The sequence below is a fragment of the Streptomyces sp. NRRL F-4489 genome (assembly GCF_001509485.1).
Classification (GTDB): domain Bacteria; phylum Actinomycetota; class Actinomycetes; order Streptomycetales; family Streptomycetaceae; genus Streptomyces.
On the sequence record NZ_LLZI01000023.1, the window covers coordinates 1 to 17,232 of the forward strand.

The 17,232-nt window shown below is 70.9% G+C and carries 19 protein-coding genes and 1 tRNA gene; 14 read left to right on the forward strand and 6 right to left on the reverse strand.

Going from position 1 to position 17,232, the window contains the following annotated elements; translation table 11 throughout:
- Positions 1–1,182 (forward strand): M6 family metalloprotease domain-containing protein (locus ADL22_RS03770; RefSeq protein WP_066973803.1); only part of this gene is annotated, 1,182 nt, incomplete at its 5' end.
- Between the two features lie 42 nt (positions 1,183–1,224).
- Here the strand turns inward: ADL22_RS03770 and ADL22_RS03775 are convergent.
- The gene (locus tag ADL22_RS03775; RefSeq protein WP_066973805.1) at positions 1,225–1,872 is read right to left on the reverse strand and encodes a TetR family transcriptional regulator; all 648 of its coding nucleotides are present in this window, start codon (positions 1,870–1,872) and stop codon (positions 1,225–1,227) included.
- Between the two features lie 196 nt (positions 1,873–2,068).
- Between ADL22_RS03775 and ADL22_RS35645 the strand changes: the two genes are divergently transcribed.
- Both ADL22_RS35645 and ADL22_RS03780 read left to right on the forward strand, forming a co-directional pair.
- Positions 2,069–2,233: a hypothetical protein gene (locus ADL22_RS35645; protein WP_199836204.1), complete on the forward strand. Its 165-nt coding sequence runs from the start codon at positions 2,069–2,071 to the stop codon at positions 2,231–2,233.
- Entirely contained in the window at positions 2,230–2,571 is a 342-nt protein-coding gene (locus ADL22_RS03780; RefSeq protein WP_066973807.1) for a hypothetical protein, read from the forward strand. The genes ADL22_RS35645 and ADL22_RS03780 overlap by 4 nt, the downstream gene beginning before the upstream one ends.
- 38 nt (positions 2,572–2,609) lie before the next feature.
- Here the strand turns inward: ADL22_RS03780 and ADL22_RS35935 are convergent, their stop codons facing one another.
- Entirely contained in the window at positions 2,610–2,822 is a 213-nt protein-coding gene (locus ADL22_RS35935; protein WP_234430528.1) for a hypothetical protein, read from the reverse strand.
- A gap of 968 nt (positions 2,823–3,790) precedes the next feature.
- Here ADL22_RS35935 and ADL22_RS03790 point away from each other — a divergent pair.
- The 3 genes from ADL22_RS03790 (at position 3,791) to ADL22_RS03800 (ending at position 5,442) form a co-directional block, all read left to right on the forward strand.
- A complete protein-coding gene (locus ADL22_RS03790) occupies positions 3,791–4,384 on the forward strand; it encodes an RICIN domain-containing protein (protein ID WP_066973811.1) in 594 nt (197 codons plus the stop codon).
- A gap of 152 nt (positions 4,385–4,536) precedes the next feature.
- Entirely contained in the window at positions 4,537–4,971 is a 435-nt protein-coding gene (locus tag ADL22_RS03795) for a hypothetical protein (RefSeq protein WP_066973813.1), read from the forward strand.
- A 398-nt stretch (positions 4,972–5,369) separates the two neighbouring features.
- Positions 5,370–5,442, forward strand: a tRNA-Arg gene (locus ADL22_RS03800).
- Positions 5,443–5,707: 265 nt separating this feature from the next.
- Here the strand turns inward: ADL22_RS03800 and ADL22_RS33510 are convergent.
- Together ADL22_RS33510 and ADL22_RS03810 are read right to left on the reverse strand one after the other, a co-directional pair.
- Entirely contained in the window at positions 5,708–6,391 is a 684-nt protein-coding gene (locus ADL22_RS33510) for an N-terminal phage integrase SAM-like domain-containing protein (protein ID WP_234430529.1), read from the reverse strand.
- Between the two features lie 135 nt (positions 6,392–6,526).
- Complete coding sequence (locus tag ADL22_RS03810; RefSeq protein ID WP_066973814.1) at positions 6,527–6,808, reverse strand: helix-turn-helix domain-containing protein; 282 nt, start codon at positions 6,806–6,808, stop codon at positions 6,527–6,529.
- A gap of 464 nt (positions 6,809–7,272) precedes the next feature.
- On the opposite strand from ADL22_RS03810, the gene ADL22_RS03815 reads away from it, so the two are divergent.
- The 5 genes from ADL22_RS03815 to ADL22_RS03835 all read left to right on the forward strand — a co-directional run bounded on the left by ADL22_RS03815 (position 7,273) and on the right by ADL22_RS03835 (position 11,600).
- The gene (locus ADL22_RS03815; RefSeq protein WP_234430530.1) at positions 7,273–7,515 is read left to right on the forward strand and encodes a helix-turn-helix transcriptional regulator; all 243 of its coding nucleotides are present in this window, start codon (positions 7,273–7,275) and stop codon (positions 7,513–7,515) included.
- A 509-nt stretch (positions 7,516–8,024) separates the two neighbouring features.
- Entirely contained in the window at positions 8,025–8,558 is a 534-nt protein-coding gene (locus ADL22_RS03820; protein WP_066973816.1) for a hypothetical protein, read from the forward strand.
- Between the two features lie 37 nt (positions 8,559–8,595).
- Positions 8,596–9,609 carry a hypothetical protein gene (locus ADL22_RS03825; protein WP_079063821.1) on the forward strand — a complete coding sequence of 338 codons (1,014 nt, stop codon included), beginning with the start codon at positions 8,596–8,598 and terminating at the stop codon, positions 9,607–9,609.
- Between the two features lie 18 nt (positions 9,610–9,627).
- On the forward strand, positions 9,628–10,962 hold the full coding sequence (locus ADL22_RS03830) for a Dyp-type peroxidase (RefSeq protein WP_079063822.1): 1,335 nt from the start codon (positions 9,628–9,630) through the stop codon (positions 10,960–10,962).
- A gap of 80 nt (positions 10,963–11,042) precedes the next feature.
- Positions 11,043–11,600: a hypothetical protein gene (locus ADL22_RS03835; RefSeq protein ID WP_234430531.1), complete on the forward strand. Its 558-nt coding sequence runs from the start codon at positions 11,043–11,045 to the stop codon at positions 11,598–11,600.
- 566 nt (positions 11,601–12,166) lie between these two features.
- Here the strand turns inward: ADL22_RS03835 and ADL22_RS03840 are convergent.
- On the reverse strand, positions 12,167–12,403 hold the full coding sequence (locus ADL22_RS03840) for a hypothetical protein (protein WP_199836206.1): 237 nt from the start codon (positions 12,401–12,403) through the stop codon (positions 12,167–12,169).
- A gap of 282 nt (positions 12,404–12,685) precedes the next feature.
- Here ADL22_RS03840 and recQ point away from each other — a divergent pair, with 282 nt between their 5' ends.
- Both recQ and ADL22_RS03850 read left to right on the forward strand, forming a co-directional pair.
- The gene (gene recQ, locus ADL22_RS03845; protein WP_066973824.1) at positions 12,686–14,752 is read left to right on the forward strand and encodes a DNA helicase RecQ; all 2,067 of its coding nucleotides are present in this window, start codon (positions 12,686–12,688) and stop codon (positions 14,750–14,752) included.
- 234 nt (positions 14,753–14,986) lie between these two features.
- A complete protein-coding gene (locus ADL22_RS03850; RefSeq protein WP_066973820.1) occupies positions 14,987–15,271 on the forward strand; it encodes a hypothetical protein in 285 nt (94 codons plus the stop codon).
- A 62-nt stretch (positions 15,272–15,333) separates the two neighbouring features.
- Here the strand turns inward: ADL22_RS03850 and ADL22_RS03855 are convergent, their stop codons facing one another.
- On the reverse strand, positions 15,334–16,326 hold the full coding sequence (locus ADL22_RS03855) for an isocitrate lyase/PEP mutase family protein (protein WP_079063824.1): 993 nt from the start codon (positions 16,324–16,326) through the stop codon (positions 15,334–15,336).
- A gap of 63 nt (positions 16,327–16,389) precedes the next feature.
- On the opposite strand from ADL22_RS03855, the gene ADL22_RS03860 reads away from it, so the two are divergent.
- Positions 16,390–17,232: winged helix-turn-helix domain-containing protein (locus ADL22_RS03860; protein WP_079063826.1), on the forward strand; the 843-nt coding region annotated here is incomplete at its 3' end.

The following is a 17,232-nucleotide window of genomic DNA, read 5'->3' on the forward strand; positions in this document are numbered from 1 at the left end:
CTCCCCACCGGCCCCTGCGCCCTCCCCGGCATCACCGACAACGTCTCCGAAGCCGCCCCCACCCCCGCCGGCTTCGCCCGCGCCGCCGGGACCGTACGGGCCCTCACCCTCTTCATCGACTTCCCGGACGCCCCGGCGACGCTCTCCCCCATGGCGCGCTTCGGGGAGTTCTTCCCGGCCGCGACCGACTACTTCCGCGTCAGCTCGTACGGGCGGCTGACCTACGTCCCCAAGCCGCTCTTCCGCTGGCTCCGCATGTCCCGCCCGCTGGCGGCGTATGGGATCACCCGCGGCGCCACCTTCGACCCGGCCTCGGACCGCGGCTACCACGCGCTCTCCCGGGAGATCGTGCACGCCGTCGACCCGTACGCGGACTTCCGCGACTACGACGTCGTCAACGTCATCATGGCGCCCAACGCGGGCCCGCCGGCCACCCGTTCGGTGCTGTCGGTCACCTTCAGCGGAGCCGATCTGGGGCTGCGGACCGGCCGCGGCGCGCCGTTCCGGAACGTGTCGTTCATCTGGAGCCGGCAGACCGGCCTGAGCGCGTTCCGGGTCCTCAACCACGAGAACGCGCACGTCTTCGGGCTCCCCGACCTCTACTACACGGACGACCGCGCGGGCCGGGCCCCGGTGGGCCACTGGGACCCGATGGACGAGGACTGGGGGCCGAGCAACGACTTCCTCGGCTGGCACAAGTGGAAGCTGGGCTGGCTGACGCCCGGTCAGGTGCACTGCGCGCCGGCCGGTCAGCTGCCCACCGAGCACGACCTCACCCCGGTCTCCACCCCCGGCGGCGCCAAGATCGTCGTCGTCCCGACCGGCCCGCACACCGCCTTCGTGGTCGAGGCGCGCGCCAGCGGCCTGCTCGACCCGCTGGTCTGCCGGCCGGGCGTCCTCGTCTACCACGTGGCCACCGACGTCCCCTCGGGCCGCGCCCCGATCCGCGTCGTGGACGCCACCCCGCACAGCCGCGGCTGCTACGCCGACAGCCGCTACGTCGACCCGGACCTGACCGACGCCCCGTTCCGCCCCGGCGAGACCTTCACCGACCGTACGAGCGGCGTGACCGTCACCGTTCTCACGGAGAACACCGACGGCACCTACCGCGTCCGCGTCACCCCGGCCACCCGCCGCCCCTCAAGCCCGACGGCCCCTGCGCCCCCTGTGCCCCACCCGTGAGGCCGCCGCTGGACGCCTCCCCGGCAGGGCCTCGTCACCCCGTCACCGCTCGGTCCCCTCCTCCGCCCAGTGCCGCCGCCCGATGCTGATCAGCCGCAGCTGCCGGCGGGCCCGCCACACCACCCGCCCGGCCGCCTCCTCGCCGCCGTCCTCCCAGGCGTCGAGCAGCTCCCCCGCCGTCGTCACCAGCCGGTCGACATACAGATCAGCCAGCATCCGCACATCCTCATCGCCCCAACCGACCGACAGCGGCTGCGACTTGAGCGCCGCCGCGACCTCCTCCGCGAACCGCTCCAGCTCCCCGGCGATGGCATGCCGCACGGCCCGTACGCCGCCCCGCCGCTCCCGCGCCACGAACCGCACATGGGCCGGGTGTTCGCGTACGTGCCGCTCGACCACCGCGACCGTCCGGTCTATCCGCTCCTCGGCGGCGTCCTGCTCGGCGAGGATCGCCCGCACCATCACGTGCAGACTGCCCAGCGCCTCCTCGACGAGCGCGACGCCCAGCTCCCCCAGATCCCGGAAGTGCCGGTAGAACGCGGTCGGGGCGATGCCCACCACCCGGGTCACCTCCCGCAGGCCCAGGCTGCTCAGGCTCTGCTCCTCCAGCAGCCCGAGGGCCGCGTCCAGCAGCGCCTGCCGGGTCTTCTGCTTCTGCGCCTGCCGCGCTCCGCCCACACTGTGACTCATGTCATCCAGTAAACAACCGTTCTCCGAACCACTCCACCCGCCTCCGCCCCTACACTGGAGAAGTCAGTGAACAACTGTCCTCTGAAACAGTCCTCTCAAACTGTTCTCTCGATCTCTGCGGCCGACTCCGCCGCGGGCCCCGGCCCGCACCCGACACCGGGCCCCGCCCCGGAAACCGGCCCCGGAAAGGCAGACCATGCTCTTCCTCGTCGCAGCCCTCCTCCTGCTGGGGGTCGCGCTGGGCACCGCGGCGCACCTCCCCGTCCCCGTGACCCTCGTCGCCGCCGCGGCCATCGCCGCCTGGCTGCTCGTCTTCACCCTGCGCGAACGCCGCCACCACAACGAGGGGACCCCCCGATGACCACTCTCACCCACCGCCACCACACCACCCGGTCCACCGGCACCTCCGCGGACGGCACCTCGGCGCCCGACACGACCGGGTCCACCGGCAGCCGCTCCGGCGCCCGCTCCCGGGCGAACGACATGGCCGTGGCCTCCTTCATCCTCGGCCTGGTCGGCACCCTCGTCCTCAACATCGTGCTGGGCCCGTGCGCCCTGGTCCTGGGCACCCTCGCCCTGACCCGCGGCACCACCCGCCGCGGCCGCGCCCTCCTGGGCCTCGCCCTCGGCGCCGCCGACCTGGCCCTCCTGGCCGCCCTCACCATGGCCGACGGCACCCTCACCTGGCACCTCGGCTGACCGGCGGCCCACGGCCCGCCTACGGGTGGCACTTCCCCTTACGGGTGGTACTTCTCCTCCACCGTCTCCGCGGCCGCGGACTTCCGGCTCAGCACCACGCGCACGGTCACACTGCCGGTCTTCGCCGCCTTCTCCAGCTGCTCCGCGGTGCACTTCGAGGTCCCGTACCCGTCGTCCCCGATGGTCACCTGGCTCCCGTCAACGGAGCAGATCGCCGCCGCCCCCAGAATCCTCGTCGCATCGGAAACCATGAACGCCTGATCGATGCCACCCCCATCAGGCTTGACGATGTACTTCCCGGGCGCCAGGTACTGCAACGTCCCGACAACCGTCTGGTGGTTCCCCGCATGGGCGGCCCCGCCCCCACCGGCCCCCGACCCACCGCCACCGGTACGGGCACCCGCACTACCCCCGGTACCGCCCCCGGAGCCCGTGCTGCCCTGCCCCGCAGAAGGCGCCGCCCCGGTCCCACCACCGCTCCGCCCCTGCCCACCGGACGTACCCGACGAGTCCGCGCCCGAGGAAGCTCCGCCCGCGGTCTCCCCCTGCCCCGAGCCCCCCGCCGCCGAAGAGGCCGCGGAGGCCGAAGGAGCCGAAGAAGCCGAGGCCCCGGCAGCACCGGCCGCCCCCGCGTCCGGCCCACAGGCCGTCATCCCCATCCCCAGCGCCGCGGCGACCACCACAGCAGCAGCCAGACGGCGCCCGGCCCGCCCCCCGAAGTGGTTCTTCGCAACCCTCTTCATCACAACTCCCCTTGCTCTTGCTTGCTCTTGCGGTCTCCGCGCGCTGCGGTCGCTGCCGTCACGCGCCTCACTCCCGAACGAAGACCAGCCTCACCCCCCGCCCTGCCGTCCCACTAACGCCCCACTAACCCCGCCCCATGAGCGTTCGGCCGCCCTCCGCCCCGTAGACGCGGGCCCCATACACCCGTAGGCCACCCCTCCACACCCAAAAAGCGAAATAATCGCAACTTTTAACCCAATGTGAGTAATTGACGTTCTCCTGTGCAGGCGCCGGGCACCGTTTCTGTAGCGGCCCGCCCGCCTCACTCCCCAGGAACCCCGGGGACGGCGAGGCCCTCGGGCCCCTATCGCGGGCGACCTCTCCGGTCCACCTCCCGTCGCTTCAGGTCTGCCACCTGTCCGACTGCCCGCCCGCCTGTCCAACTGCCCGAGCGCGCGACTGCCCGCGCGCCCAACTGCCCGAAAAGGAGACTGTCATGATCACGCCAGTACGCGGGTCGTCGTCGCCGCTCCGGCGGCGGTCCGTGCTGCCGCGGCTGGCCGGCGCCGCAGCACTGTCCCTGACCGCCATGGCGGCCCTGACGCCGGCGGCCGCGGCAGACCCGGTGCCGGTGGCCCCCTACCGGGGCCTGGCGATCCAGCCCAGGACCGCCGCCAACGGCCCCGACCTGGTACTGGACGTCGAGGGCTCCACCACGGAGAACGGCGCCAGGATCAGACTGCAGCGCTACACCGGCGCCGACGACCAGTTGTGGCTGGCCGTTCCGGTCGGTGGCGAACTGTTCGAGATCCGCAACGTCCACAGCCATGCCTGCCTGGACGTCCGCAACAACAGCAACGCGGACGAGGCCGAACTCATCCAGTACGGATGCCACAGCGGTGCCAACCAGCGCTGGAAGGCGGTGGCCGTCCAGGGCGGCGGCTTCCGGATCATCGCGGCCGGCTCGGGCAAGTGCATGGATGGCTACAACACCGCCAGCGACGAACCGGTGGAAGGGGCCAAGGTCGTCCAGACCACGTGCGCCAGTCCCGTCCCCAACGACCAGCGCTGGACTTTCGTCCCCGTCTGACGGGACACGGGCCGGGGCAGGCCGGGCCGGGCCGAGCCGCGAGACCCATTGCCGCAAACGGCCCCCACTGGGCCGCGCGCTACCACTACCCCCCTCCAAACCGCCCCACCCCGGGGCGCGACCTCCCACCACCAACACCGAAGGAGAACACCATGCCCAACCCTCCCACCACCTCCCGCGACATCGCCTTCAAGACCGTCCGGGTCTCGAAGACGGCCGCTCTGGACGTGGGTGACACATCGAAGATCCAGGAAACCAAGCGGGTCACGCTGCCGAGCAACATCGCCCGCGACAGCAGCGGCAAGGCCATCGTCGCCGTCTCCCTCAAGAGCTGGCGCCTGCAGTGGCTGGAAAAGGCGAACCTGAACAGGGTCGAGTACCCCGTCAGCGAAGGCAGGGTCGAGACCCGCATCCTCGACGTGCAGAGCAACACGGTCACGGTCCAGGTAACAGCCATCCTCGCCACCAGGTACCTGCCGGACGCCCACTGGCGGTGCCGGTTCGAAGTCAGCGCTCTCGTCACCGCCAGCGTCGAAGGCGAAGGCAGCAGCGACTGGAGCGAGGACACCGACGGGGACGCGGACTGACACCCGGCCCTCGCCCCGTGCGCCAGCCCGCCGGGACCCCAGCCACAAACCACAAGGCAGAGGGCCCCGGCCCTCGCACGCCGGCTTCAAATGACGCGAGCACCAAACCCCCGAGGCCCACAGCCCGTTGCCCCAGAGCCCCACCAACCCCGCCTGCCGCGCCAGCACCCGCGCACGCCACCCCCCTCCTCGGCACCGGCAACACCCTGCGACGCTCGTGCGAACCACCCCGCGAGGACTCCCCCCGCCCCCCGGATCACGAACCGAGCCGAGGCCCCGCCAACGCCCCGGCCCCATCCGCTACCCTGTCTGGGACCACCGCTCGCGGCGGTCCTCCTTGCCGGAAACCGGATGAACCCTCACCCAGAGTATTCATCCAACGATCAGCGCAAGGCCCCGCCTCCGTAGCTCAGGGGATAGAGCACCGCTCTCCTAAAGCGGGTGTCGCAGGTTCGAATCCTGCCGGGGGCACAGAAAAACACCAGGTCAGGAGCCCTTCCGTCCAGCGGACGGGAAGGGCTCCTGCGCTTGCAGCACACATATGGCACACACGCCGTGGGCGCGGATGGTGGGGAGCTGTGGAGGATGCCCGTCAGGGACGAGTTGGCCAGGCGCCGGTACGAGAAGCTGGTCGATCGGCTTGAATCGCTGATGCGGGCGGCCCTGAAGCCGCAGTACCAGGGCTACTACGGGCAGCTGATCCTGAGCGGCGACGATCTTGCGGAGCTGAGCGAACTCAAGGACGTCCGGCATGCCGCTCGGGAGGCAGGGCGTCGTCTCGGCTGGAAGACGACCACACGTCTCGTCGGTGACCGGCTCTTCGTGCTCGACGAGCGGGAGGTACCCGAGGAGATCGAGCGGCTGGCCGGCGATGAGGCCGCTGCCGCGATCGACCGGCCCGGCAGGAAAGCCACCGACCGCGCGGTTGACCTGATTCGGCGCCCGACGCGTTGGCCAGCGCGTCGACCTGCATGTCATCGAGGTACACGTGGTCGGCCGGCGCCGCCTTCGGCAAGGGCACGCCGACAGCCGGGTTGACCGCCAGACGACGAGCCTTGACCGCGTAGCCGGGAACGCGGCTGAGGACGACGTACGCCTTGCGGACCGACCGGGGGCTGAGCTTTCTGTCTCCCGTCGCCTCGCCAGACAGCAGGTCCGCGAGCCACTCGGCGATGTCCTCGAACTGGATACGGTCCAGCGGAGTGGTGCCCCACCTGGGGATCACGTGGACGTCGAGAACGCCGCGATAGCGGCCCCGGGTCGAGCGCTTGAGATGGATCTGCGCGGCCAGCCAGGACTCCGCCACCTCCGCGAACTTCACGCGGGCGGCTGCGGGATCGCGGTAGGAGCCGTCGTTGAGACGGGACTCCATCCTCGTCCGCTCCGTCTCGGCGTCGACCTTGCGGGCGAAGGTCTTCATCTTCGGCTTGCCGTCGGGGTCGTACCAGCGGACCCGGTAGCGCCCGGGTGGCGTACGGCCGGCCCTCTTGGCATCAGCTGCGGCACGTGCGTACGCCGCGTGTCCTATGCGGTCTTCAATCCAGACCCGCGCCAACTAGCACCCCCTCCGGTCATCGCTGGACACCGACGGGAGCGGCAGGAGCAGGGTCGTGGGGGGAATTCCGAGGGCGCGGGCGATGGTGACGAGGTCGTCGATGTCGCAGCGGCGGCGGGCGCGTTCGGTGCGGCTGAGTGCCGTGTTGGTCATCGGGCGGCCCAGCGCGGTGCAGCGGGCGGCGAGCTGGTGCTGGGGCAGGTCGCGCACGAGACGTAGGTGCTCGATGGCGCGGGCGGTGTGGAGGCCGGCGGGGCCTATTTCGACAGGTCGGCTTTCCATGACAGTTAGCTGTAACTTGCAGCCGGGTGACTTGGCAAGAGTTGACTCAAACTCCGTAATAGTCGTTCGGGGGCGGAATGGCGTTCCTCTCGTCGAATTCCGGCACATCGCGAGGCGTTTCCCAGGGTGGCCGCGCTATGTTCCCTCCGCATCTTCAAGATGGGCGATTTAAGCCGCTATCAGGCGCAGCGTCGACGGTCTGGGCGTGCCACTCCCGACCACTGGGCATCGCCTCTGAGCTGCGAGGGGGTCAGAATCTGACCCCCGGGGTATCAGATTCTGACACGGGATTTTCAGGCGCTGCGGGAGCGATTTCGGCAACCGGGAATCTGTACTTACTGTTTTGGTCTCCCCGGTCGCGCCGAGAGAACTCGTGGAGGGTTTCAGAATCAACTCTGGACTTTTCCCCGGGGTGGTGTGGCTGAGTTGCCCCGGGCCGTTGTCCAAGACCGAAATGGAGCCCTGTGCCGAAGACCTCTCCCCGTAACACCAACGCCCCTGTCTCCGCTGTGCCTGCCCAGCGAGGCCCGCTTGCCACTCCCGCCGAGGTCGCCTTGCACCTCGGGGTGCCGGTGAAGACGCTCTACCAGTGGAAGTACCGGGGCACCGGCCCGAACGTCCACAAGGTCGGCCGTCACCTGCGCTACCGCTGGCAGGAGGTGGACGCGTGGCTGGACGCCCAGACGTCGTACGACCTCACGGCCTGATCCCGCATCTGACGCGGGTAGCGAAGCGGCCCCCGGCGCGCCAACACCGAGGGCCGGAGACTCCCCAAATGATCGCCCATCCCTAAACGAACGCACTGGTGAGGGGCGGGACCTTGCCCGTCCTGCCCCTCACCGGAGAGGAACGCCTATGGAGGACCCTAAGTCCCCCACCACACGAATTCATCTCCCATCGGCTGGCCGACCCCGCGATCCCCGGCGAAGGCATCCCCTGGCACCGCAGGGACCAGACGGACACACGGTCCCCCGCGTCGGGAGCCGCTGAGCACTCTGCAGCAGACGGTTCTGCGCTGAGCTGACACAGGAACGCTGGACTGTTGCGGGGCGTGGGCGGCCTGCTCATCCTGGTCCTCAAGGTCGCCCTGACGCACTGACGTCGGCGCCGCCCGATGCGCTGATCAGCTCCCGCCCGCTCGGCAGGCACCCTCGGCCGCTGAGTGCAACGCTGGACGTGAACGGGTCCCGGCCTCCGGATGAGGAAGGGAACGGACATGGAGATCAAGCCACAGGCAGTCGCCATTCCCAAGGAGACGGACCACCTGGAACAGGGGAAGTACGGCCCCGTCTTTCCGAGAACTCCGGCCTGCTACGGCTTCACCATCATCGCGAACGTCAAACCGGGCAGGGCCGACGCGATACGGGAGCACGGCCATACCCTTGCCAAGGCAGTGGAGCGGGATCCGCACTTTCTCGCGCCGTTGAAGCTGCACTATCTGCGCTGGGTGCTCTTCGACGACGACACGCGCTTCCTGTATCAGGGGATCTTCGACACTGACTTCGACAAGTACACCGAGGACGCTGTCGCGCTGTTCAGTAAGTTGGGCGTGAGTACCACCTTCGAGAACCTCGAAGGGTTTCCCGAGGACTGGCAGACCAACCCCGAGGCGTTCGTGCGCTTCGTCCGCGAGCACCACTGTCCGAGCTTCATCGAGTACGGCGAGTACCCGTACGTGACGGCGGACGAGATCAAGAAGGCGTTGCGGATCAAGAACGCCCTGTCGGAGATGCTCGACCAGATGCAGTGAGACGACCGGACGGTCGGACGTGGTGAGACGAGTGGCGATGAGCGAGGTCAGGACCGCACGCACGTACAACCAGAGGCACATTCCGCGGGAGTACAGCCCTGGCGGGCGGCGGGTGAGTATCTACGTCTCGTGGAGCTATCCGGCCGAGGCCGGCCGCAACCCGGCCGAGCTGGACAACCGGTTCTCCACGATGACCGAGGTCAGGCGGGCGGCGTGGCCGGCGTACGAGGACCCGCAGTGGTCCGACCCGTATCGGTTCCAGCAGGGCGTCGCCGGGTCGCTGGAGCTGTTCTTCTGGGCCTGGGTGCCGTTCCAGGACTTCGTCGAGGAGGTCACGGGGCACCCGGTCCCGGTGTACCAGCGCATCGACCAGGCGGGATTCCTCACGCCGCTCGACGAGCGGGTGCTCGACGACACGGACGTCCTGTTCGTGTTCGGGCTGGACCACGCGGTCACCGAGCAGGAGGCTCAGCCCGGGGAGATCGAGGCCCTGCGGGCGTTCCTCGCCCGGGAGGACACCCGTCTCGTCCTGGGCCCGCACCACGATGTCGGCGCATCGGACGATCCCTCGGTACGGGAGATGGAATACCGCCATCACGGCGATCCCCTGGTGCCACGCCAACAGCGGTTCGCCACCTACGTGCGGGACCTGATGCAGGGCCTCGGGGTACCGGTGATGAACCGTTACGGCCTGCGCCCGGCAACCCGCGCGGGCAACCAGATCGTCCCTCTGTCCACCGTCCGGGACCTGGACCGGAAGGACTGGCTGAGCGGGGTGACGAACTTCAACTTCCACATGCACCTGCCGCACTACGACGTGACGACCGACGAGCCGGACACCGTCCACGTGCTGGCCAGGCAGCCGATCGACATGTCGAGGCCGCACCCGTTCACCGAAGCCGGCAACACCGAGTTCAACATGTTCCTGTGGATGCCTCCCGCCGGCGAGCGCGCCGGCGATCTGCTGCTGGCGGACTCGACGATCTTCAGCTCCTTGTTCGGCGGGGACGAGAGCCTGCGGAACTTCTGGCGCAACCTCGTCTCCAAGTAGAGCCACGGGAGGTCGACCGTGAGTGTGCACACGGAGGACACGTTGGACCTCGCGGACATCCAGCGCGGGGTTCTCAGCGGCCGGCCGACGCCTTACGCGGCGACCTACCTCGCCTTCCGCATCGACGACCGGGCGCACGGGCGGGAACTGATGCGGCGCGCGAGTACGGCGGTGACCTCCGCGGCGGACACGGTCAGCCCCTCGGGCGAGACCTGGGTGAGTGTGGCCGTCACCTGCCGCGGCCTGGAGGCGCTGGGGGTCCCGCGCGCCTCTCTGGACACGTTCGCCTGGGAGTTCCGGCAGGGGATGGCCGCCCGTGCCAGCGCGCTGGGCGATGTGGGCGACAGCAGCCCGGAGCACTGGGAAACGCCGCTGGGCAGCCCCGACCTCCATGTGGTGCTCACCGCGGTAGCGCCCGACCCCGAGCGGCTGGAGGCGGCGATCGACCGCGCCCGCCCCGCTTACGACCGGCTCGCCGGGGTGACGACGGTATGGCGGCAGGACTGCTACGCGCTGCCCACCGAGACCGAGCATTTCGGCTACCGCGACGGCGTCAGCCATCCGGCCGTCGAAGGCAGCGGGATCCCGGGATCCAACCAGCTGGAAGTACCGCTGAAAGCCGGCGAGTTCGTCCTCGGTTACCGCGACGAGATCGACGGTGTGCAGAGCCCACAGCCCGACGTGCTGGGCCGCAACGGCAGTTACGCGGTCTTCCGCAAGCTCCATCAGAACGTCGCCGAGTTCCGGCGGTACCTGAAGGACAACTCCACCGGGCCCGAGGACGAGGAACTGATCGCCGCGAAGATCATGGGGCGCTGGCGCAGCGGCGCTCCCCTGGCACTGGCACCACAGCACGACGATCCCCCGCTCGGCGCCGACCCGCACCGCCGTAACACCTTCCTGTACAAGACCGACGATCCGGCGGGATTCACGACGCCCGGCGGCAGCCACATCCGCCGCGCCAATCCCCGCGACGCCTCCGTGGCTGGAGAGGTGCGGCTGCACCGCATGATCCGGCGCGGCGCCGTCTACGGCCCGCCGCTGCCCGAGGGAGTACTGGAGGACGACGGCGCCGACCGCGGCCTCATGTTCGCGTTCATCGGAGCACACCTGGGGCGGCAGTTCGAGTTCGTCCAGACGCAATGGATGAACGACGGCGTCTTCTTCGGCGCGAACGACGCCAAAGACCCCGTCACCGGTGCCCATGACGGGTCCGCCGGCTACACCATTCCCCAGCGCCCGGTGCGCCGACGCCTCGCCCCCCTGCGGCGGTTCGTCGTCACCCGAGGAGGCGAGTACTGCTTCCTGCCGAGCCTGACCGCCCTGCGCTGGCTCGGCGACCTCCGCGACTGACAGCGCGGCGACGGGCATCCCGGCACCGTCCGGCTATTGCCCCGCACCCGAGGGGAAACCCAAGGGAGACCCTGCACTTGGTGCTCAACGCCGTCACCGTCATCTTCATCGCGGCCACCATGTTCGCCGCCGGCCCGGGCGCCACGGTATCGGCCCTGCGAGGCGTCTTCACCGACGTCCCGCTCCTGCTCCTGGCCCTGATCGCCAACCTGGTGATCGTCCCGCTGCTCGGCTGGGGCATCGGCGCGTTGTTCAGCCTGTCCTCGGCGTCCTTCATCGCGCTCGTCCTGGTCGCCTCGTCCCCGGGCGGCCCCTTCGGGGCGAAACTCGCCATGGTGCAGAGCGGCGAGGTCGTCGGCGGCGCGGCGACGCAGGTGCTGCTCGCCTCCGTCGGCAGCATCACCTTCGCCCCCACCGCGGGCGGCCTCCTCAACGCCGCCGACGTGGGCACCGACGTCTCCCTCGACGCCGGAGCACTGATCCGGACCGTGGCCCTGCTCCAACTCGTACCGTTCGCGATCGGCCTGCTGATACGCCGCTACGCCACGCCCACCGCGATGTCATGGCACCGCCCAGCAGCGGCCGTCTCCAACGTCACGTTCCTGATCGTGCTGGCAGGCATGCTCCTGGGCAACTGACGAGGCGTCGTCGCCCTCCTCGGCTCCCTCGCGCTCCTCGCCGGTTTCCTGCTCTCCGCCGCCGCGTTCGCCGTTGGAACGCTGCTGGCCACGGGTCCGTCGTACGACGCACCACCATGGGCGGCGTCGCCTCGGTACGCAACGCCGGTCCCGCACTGACCGCGATCGGCATCGCCTTCAACGACCAGCCCGCCGTCCTCGGCGCACTCGCCGCCATCCTGCTCAGCGGCCTGGCAGCAGCGCTGTCCAGCACACATGAGGCCGGGAATCGCCGTGAACACGTGAGAACCACAGAGGGGCGTTTTCCCAGGCCAGATACCTTAAGCCCAACGTTTCCGCAGGTCACAGCCCCGCCCAGGGAATACTCCCAAAGCGGGTGTCGCAGGTTCGAATCCTGCCGGGGGCACCAGCGAAAGGGCCGGCTCAGGAGGGTTGTCCTCCCGGGCTGGCCCTTCGCCGGTTCAGGCGGCGTGGCACACGCGCGCCACTACGGTCGCCTCCCTGCCCTGCGCGACCCACCGGCAGGTAGACGGGAAATCACTCCCGCGGGGTCGCCCTGCGCGAGCTCACGCCGAGGGCCTGATGGTCTGCAGGAAGCGGCCGGACCTGTCATCAAGCAGCCAGAACGACCAGCCATTGCGGTTCGGGGGCACGCCTGGCTTGTAGGGCGCCATCACCGCACGGGCCGCTCCGGTCGGCGTCTTGAAGCTCTGTCCGGCGAGCGGCCCCGAAGTGATGTCGATCCGCTTCGTGTCCCGGTCATAGCTGCCGCGCGTCCGATGGCCTTCGTAGTCGACGCACACGTCGACCTTGCGACCCTTCTGCGCGTCTGCTGGTCGTTCCGAGGGATGCGGCCGTACCTGGCCGGCGGCGAGGAGCGACCGCGCGAGAGGGTCGTTGCGTATGCGCGGCCAGGGCTGAACGGCCGGAGTCGGGCGTGGGCTGAGTCACGGGTGCTGGTCACTGGGGATGGTGGGGGCCGGGGGCGCTGGGTGCGGGTGGGGTGGAGTTATCCACAGGGTCCGCGAGGGGTGTGGTGGAGCTCGTAGGCTTTCGGGGTGGGTCCGGCGGATGTGGGAGTGGTCGTGGTCGAGGAAAAGACGGAAGCCCTGGGGGCTGACGAGGCGGTGCAGGTGCTGCGCCGGGTGTTCGGGTACGACGCGTTCCGCGGGGAGCAGCGGGAGATCATCGAGCATGTGATCGGCGGCGGGGACGCGGTCGTGCTGATGCCCACGGGCGGGGGGAAGTCGCTGTGCTACCAGATTCCCTCGCTGGTGCGGCCGGGGGTCGGGGTGGTGATCTCGCCGCTGATCGCGTTGATGCAGGACCAGGTCGACGCGCTGCGGGCGCTGGGGGTGCGGGCCGGGTTCCTGAATTCGACGCAGGACCTTGAGGAGCGGCGGCTGGTCGAGGCGGAGTTCCTGGCCGGGGAGCTGGATCTGCTGTATCTGGCGCCGGAGCGGCTGCGGGTCGAGCAGACGGTGCAGCTGCTGGAGCGCGGGAAGATCTCGCTGTTCGCGATCGACGAGGCGCACTGCGTGGCCCAGTGGGGCCACGACTTCCGGCCGGATTACCTCGCCCTGTCGATGCTGCACGAGCGCTGGCCGGACGTGCCGCGGATCGCGCTGACCGCCACGGCGACGAAGGCGACGCACGCCGAGATCACGTCCCGGCTGCGGATGGACGGCGCCCGGCACTTCGTGGCGAGCTTCGACCGGCCCAATATCCAGTACCGGATCGCGCCGAAGAACGAGCCCCGGCGGCAGCTGCTGGAGCTGCTGCGCGGCGAGCACGCCGGGGACGCCGGCATCGTCTACTGCCTCTCCCGGGCCTCGGTGGAGAAGACCGCCCAGTTCCTGGTGGACAACGGCATCGACGCGGTGCCGTACCACGCCGGGCTCGACGCCCGGGTGCGCGCGGCGAACCAGGCGCGGTTCCTGCGGGAGGACGGGCTGGTGGTGGTCGCCACGATCGCGTTCGGGATGGGGATCGACAAGCCCGACGTGCGGTTCGTGGCGCATCTGGACCTGCCGAAGTCGGTGGAGGGCTACTACCAGGAGACCGGGCGCGCGGGCCGGGACGGGCAGCCGTCCACGGCGTGGCTCGCGTACGGCCTCCAGGACGTGGTCCAGCAGCGGAAGATGATCGACGGCTCGGAGGGCGATGACGCGCACCGCCGCCGGCTGTCCGCGCATCTGGACGCCATGCTCGCGCTGTGCGAGACGGTGGAGTGCCGGCGCGTGCAGCTGCTGGCGTACTTCGGCCAGGACGGCGGCGGCCCGTGCGGCAACTGCGATACGTGCCTGACGCCGCCGCAGACCTGGGACGGGACGGTGCCGGCGCAGAAACTGCTGTCGACGGTGGTGCGGTTGCAGCGCGAGCGGGGGCAGAAGTTCGGCGCGGGCCAGATCATCGACATCCTGCTGGGCCGGAAGACCGCCAAGGTCGTTCAATTCGATCATGACGCGCTGAGCGTCTTCGGGATCGGCGAGGATCTGCGCGAGGCCGAATGGCGGGGCGTGGTACGGCAGTTGCTGGCCCAGGGGCTGCTGGCCGTGGAGGGCGATTACGGCACGCTGGTGCTGACCGAGGCCAGTGGCGAGGTGCTGCGCGGGGGGCGCCAGGTGCCGATGCGGCGGGAGCCGGAGAAGCCGGCCCGGGCGGCGAAGGCGAAGACCAAGGGCAAGCGGGCGCCGGTGGATCTGCCGGAGGAGGCGCTGCCGGTCTTCGAGGCGCTGCGCGGCTGGCGGGGCCGGACGGCCAAGGAGCAGGGCGTTCCGGCGTATGTGATCTTCCACGACGCGACGCTGCGGGAGATCGCGGTGACGCGGCCGGCGAGCGTTGCCGCGCTGGGCGCGATCAACGGGGTGGGCGAGAACAAGCTCGCGAAGTATGGCGAGCAGATTCTGGACGTGCTGGGCGGGGGTGAGGGCGGGGACGGTGCCGGTGCCGGTGCCGGTCCGGGGGCCGTCGTCGGTGAGGTCGTTGCCGAGGGCGGTGCGGCTTCTGGGGACGGGGGTGCGCCTGCGGTCGGTGCTGGTTCCGGGGGCGGGGCTTCGGCCTCCGGTAAGGGGGCGGCCTCGGGGAGCGGTTCTGTGTGGGGTGAGGGGGAGGAGGTGCTGCCGGAGCCGCCGGATGACATCGACTGGTGAGGTGGGCTGGTTGGTGCGGGACGTCGGCCGGCGAGGCGTCGTCGGCCGGGGAACGGTGGGGCGCGCGACGGATGGGACGAGGGCGGGTTTGTCACACGACTGAACGGAGAGGTGGGGCCGGCTGTTACACAACCTATGGATCGCCGTTATGGACCCTCCGTAGCTTACTGTCACGTAACGCACATTGACCTGTCCCAGACCCGGCGGCCGCCGGCCGCCCGTCGAGGAGTGCCCATGCGTGCTCAGCGCCGCTCCGTGATCCGTACCGCCACCGTCGTGACCGGGGCGCTGGCCGTTCTGCTGCTTCCCTCGGGTGCCGCGTTCGCCGCCGATTCGATGGCGCCGACGGAGAGCCGGACGTCGATCATCCTGCCCGACGACGGGCTGGCCGGCCTCGCGGAGAAGGCCGGGCACCTGCCGAAGGCGGGTCTGCTCGGCGGCGCGGCGGCGCTGGGCGCGGTGGGCGTGGGCGTCGCGGTGCAGCGGCGGCGTCAGGAGTCGTCGGACCGGTCCCGGTAGGGGGGAGCCGGATCCGGGGCGGGGCGGCCTCTTCGCGGGCGCGATGCCTTCGGCGGGCGGGTTCAGTCCTCGGTCGCCCGTGCCAGTTTTTGTACTTCGGCGTACGTCAGGGGCCGCGCGTCTGGGGACGTCGGCCGCTGCGGTTGTGCGGGTTCCGGCGTCGTGCGGGTGGCGTCGTCCGCCACCTGGGGCCTGCGTGCCCGTGTCGCGCGGTCCGCGTCCGGCGACGAGGTCAGGCGGAGCGCTTCGGCTGCTGTGCGGGCCGCGCCGAGGGCCGTGCGGTAGAGCAATGAGCCGGTGCTGATGCGGCGGACGCCGAGGTCGGCCAGGTGGTGGACGGTGTGCTGGCCCGGTGCGAAGAGGACGTTCAGGGGCGCGGGGATGCCGGCGACCAGGGTGGCGATGTCCGCGTCGGCGGTGACACCCGGGACGAAGATGCCGTCCGCGCCGGCGGCCAGGTAGGTCTCCGCGCGGGCGAGCGTGTGCGACAGGGGCGGCGGGGCGCCCACCAGCCAGTGGGTGTCGATCCGGGCGTTGAGGAAGAGGCCCGGGGCGCGTTCCTTTACGGCGGCGATCAACTCGGCTTGGCGGGTTGGGTTTTGGAGGACGGTGCCGGTGCCACCGGGGAGGCCGTCCTCCAAGTTGATGCCTGCGGCGCCGTGGTGCCACAACTCCGCTGCTAGGCAGGCTACTTGGTCCGGATCGGCAGCGAATCCTGCTTCGATGTCCACGGTGAGCGGGCAGGGCAGGCGGTTCGTGAGGCGGCGGGCGAGGGCGAGTGTGGCGGCCCGGACCTCGGGGTGGCCCTGGCCGTCCGGCAGGCCGAGGGCGGCCGCGATGCCGAGGCTGGTCGTGCCGACCGCCGCGAAGCCGGCGGCGGCGAAGGCGGTGGCCGAGGCGCTGTCCCAGGCGTTGGGGAGCAGGAGCGGGCGGCCGGGGGTGTGGTGCAGGGCGTGGAAGGCGGACGTGCGGGGTTCGTCGGGGCGGTCGGTCGTCCGGGGGGTGGCGTGCGGCCCAGGTGAGGCCGGGGCCGGGGTCGGAGTGGGGGTCGTCATGTGGCGACGGTAGGGCGGGGACGTGTCGGTGGTGGCCGAAGTGTCGCGGCGGAGAATGGGCGTATGACGACGCCGGAGAGAGCAGGGAAGCGAGCGGCGGGCGGGCGGCCGGGGTCGGTGCCCGGTCCCGACTACAGCCAGGAGCTGGCCCGGTTGGCCGCGCTGCTGGCGGATCGTACCCGGGCCGCGTTCTGCCTGGCGCTGCTCGACGGGCGGGCCTGGACGGCCGGGGAGCTGGCCGCGTACGCGCGGGTCGCGCCGTCCACCGCGAGCGAGCACCTGACGCGGCTGATCGACGGCGGGCTGCTGGTCGAACGGCGGCAGGGCCGGCACCGTTACGTGCAGCTGGCCGGCCCCCGCGTCGCCGAGCTGCTGGAATCGGTCACCGCGCACCTCGGGCCGCCGGCCGCCGCGCCGCGCGGGCTGCGCGCGGCCAACGCGTCGGCGGCGCTGGCCCGCGGCCGGACCTGTTACGACCACCTGGCGGGGCGCCTCGGCGTCGCCCTCACCGACGCCATGACCGCGCGGGGGCTGCTGGACCAGGACGGTGGGTTCGCGCTCACCGGGAGCGGCCGGGCGTGGTTCGCCGAGGCCCTCGGGGTGCCGGACGAGGCGCTGCGCGGCGGCCGCCGCCCGCAGGCACGGGGCTGCCTGGACTGGACCGAACGCCGTCAGCACCTCGCCGGTCTGGCGGGCGCCCGGCTCTGCGAACGGCTTCTGGAACGGCACTGGGTCCGGCGCATCGGAACCGGCCGGGCGGTCCGCCTCACGCCGGAGGGAGCGGATGCCTTGCGGGAGCTGCTGGAATCCGTCACCGCGTACCTCGGGCCGCCGGCCGCCGCCCCGCCCGGGCTGCGCGCGGCCAACGCGTCGCCGGCGCTGGCCCGCGGCCCGGCCTGTTACCCC

Excerpts from the sequence above, each read along its gene's own strand:
- ADL22_RS03855 (WP_079063824.1), bottom strand. The coding sequence starts at position 16,326 with ATGACGACCCCCACTCCGACCCCGGCCCCGGCCTCACCTGGGCCGCAC.
- ADL22_RS03850 (WP_066973820.1), top strand. The coding sequence starts at position 14,987 with ATGCGTGCTCAGCGCCGCTCCGTGATCCGTACCGCCACCGTCGTGACC.
- ADL22_RS35645 (WP_199836204.1), top strand. The coding sequence starts at position 2,069 with ATGCTCTTCCTCGTCGCAGCCCTCCTCCTGCTGGGGGTCGCGCTGGGC.
- ADL22_RS03795 (WP_066973813.1), top strand. The coding sequence starts at position 4,537 with ATGCCCAACCCTCCCACCACCTCCCGCGACATCGCCTTCAAGACCGTC.
- ADL22_RS33510 (WP_234430529.1), bottom strand. The coding sequence starts at position 6,391 with ATGAAGACCTTCGCCCGCAAGGTCGACGCCGAGACGGAGCGGACGAGG.
- ADL22_RS03790 (WP_066973811.1), top strand. The coding sequence starts at position 3,791 with ATGATCACGCCAGTACGCGGGTCGTCGTCGCCGCTCCGGCGGCGGTCC.
- ADL22_RS03780 (WP_066973807.1), top strand. The coding sequence starts at position 2,230 with ATGACCACTCTCACCCACCGCCACCACACCACCCGGTCCACCGGCACC.
- ADL22_RS35935 (WP_234430528.1), bottom strand. The coding sequence starts at position 2,822 with ATGGTTTCCGATGCGACGAGGATTCTGGGGGCGGCGGCGATCTGCTCC.
- ADL22_RS03820 (WP_066973816.1), top strand. The coding sequence starts at position 8,025 with ATGGAGATCAAGCCACAGGCAGTCGCCATTCCCAAGGAGACGGACCAC.
- ADL22_RS03775 (WP_066973805.1), bottom strand. The coding sequence starts at position 1,872 with ATGAGTCACAGTGTGGGCGGAGCGCGGCAGGCGCAGAAGCAGAAGACC.
- ADL22_RS03810 (WP_066973814.1), bottom strand. The coding sequence starts at position 6,808 with ATGGAAAGCCGACCTGTCGAAATAGGCCCCGCCGGCCTCCACACCGCC.
- ADL22_RS03825 (WP_079063821.1), top strand. The coding sequence starts at position 8,596 with ATGAGCGAGGTCAGGACCGCACGCACGTACAACCAGAGGCACATTCCG.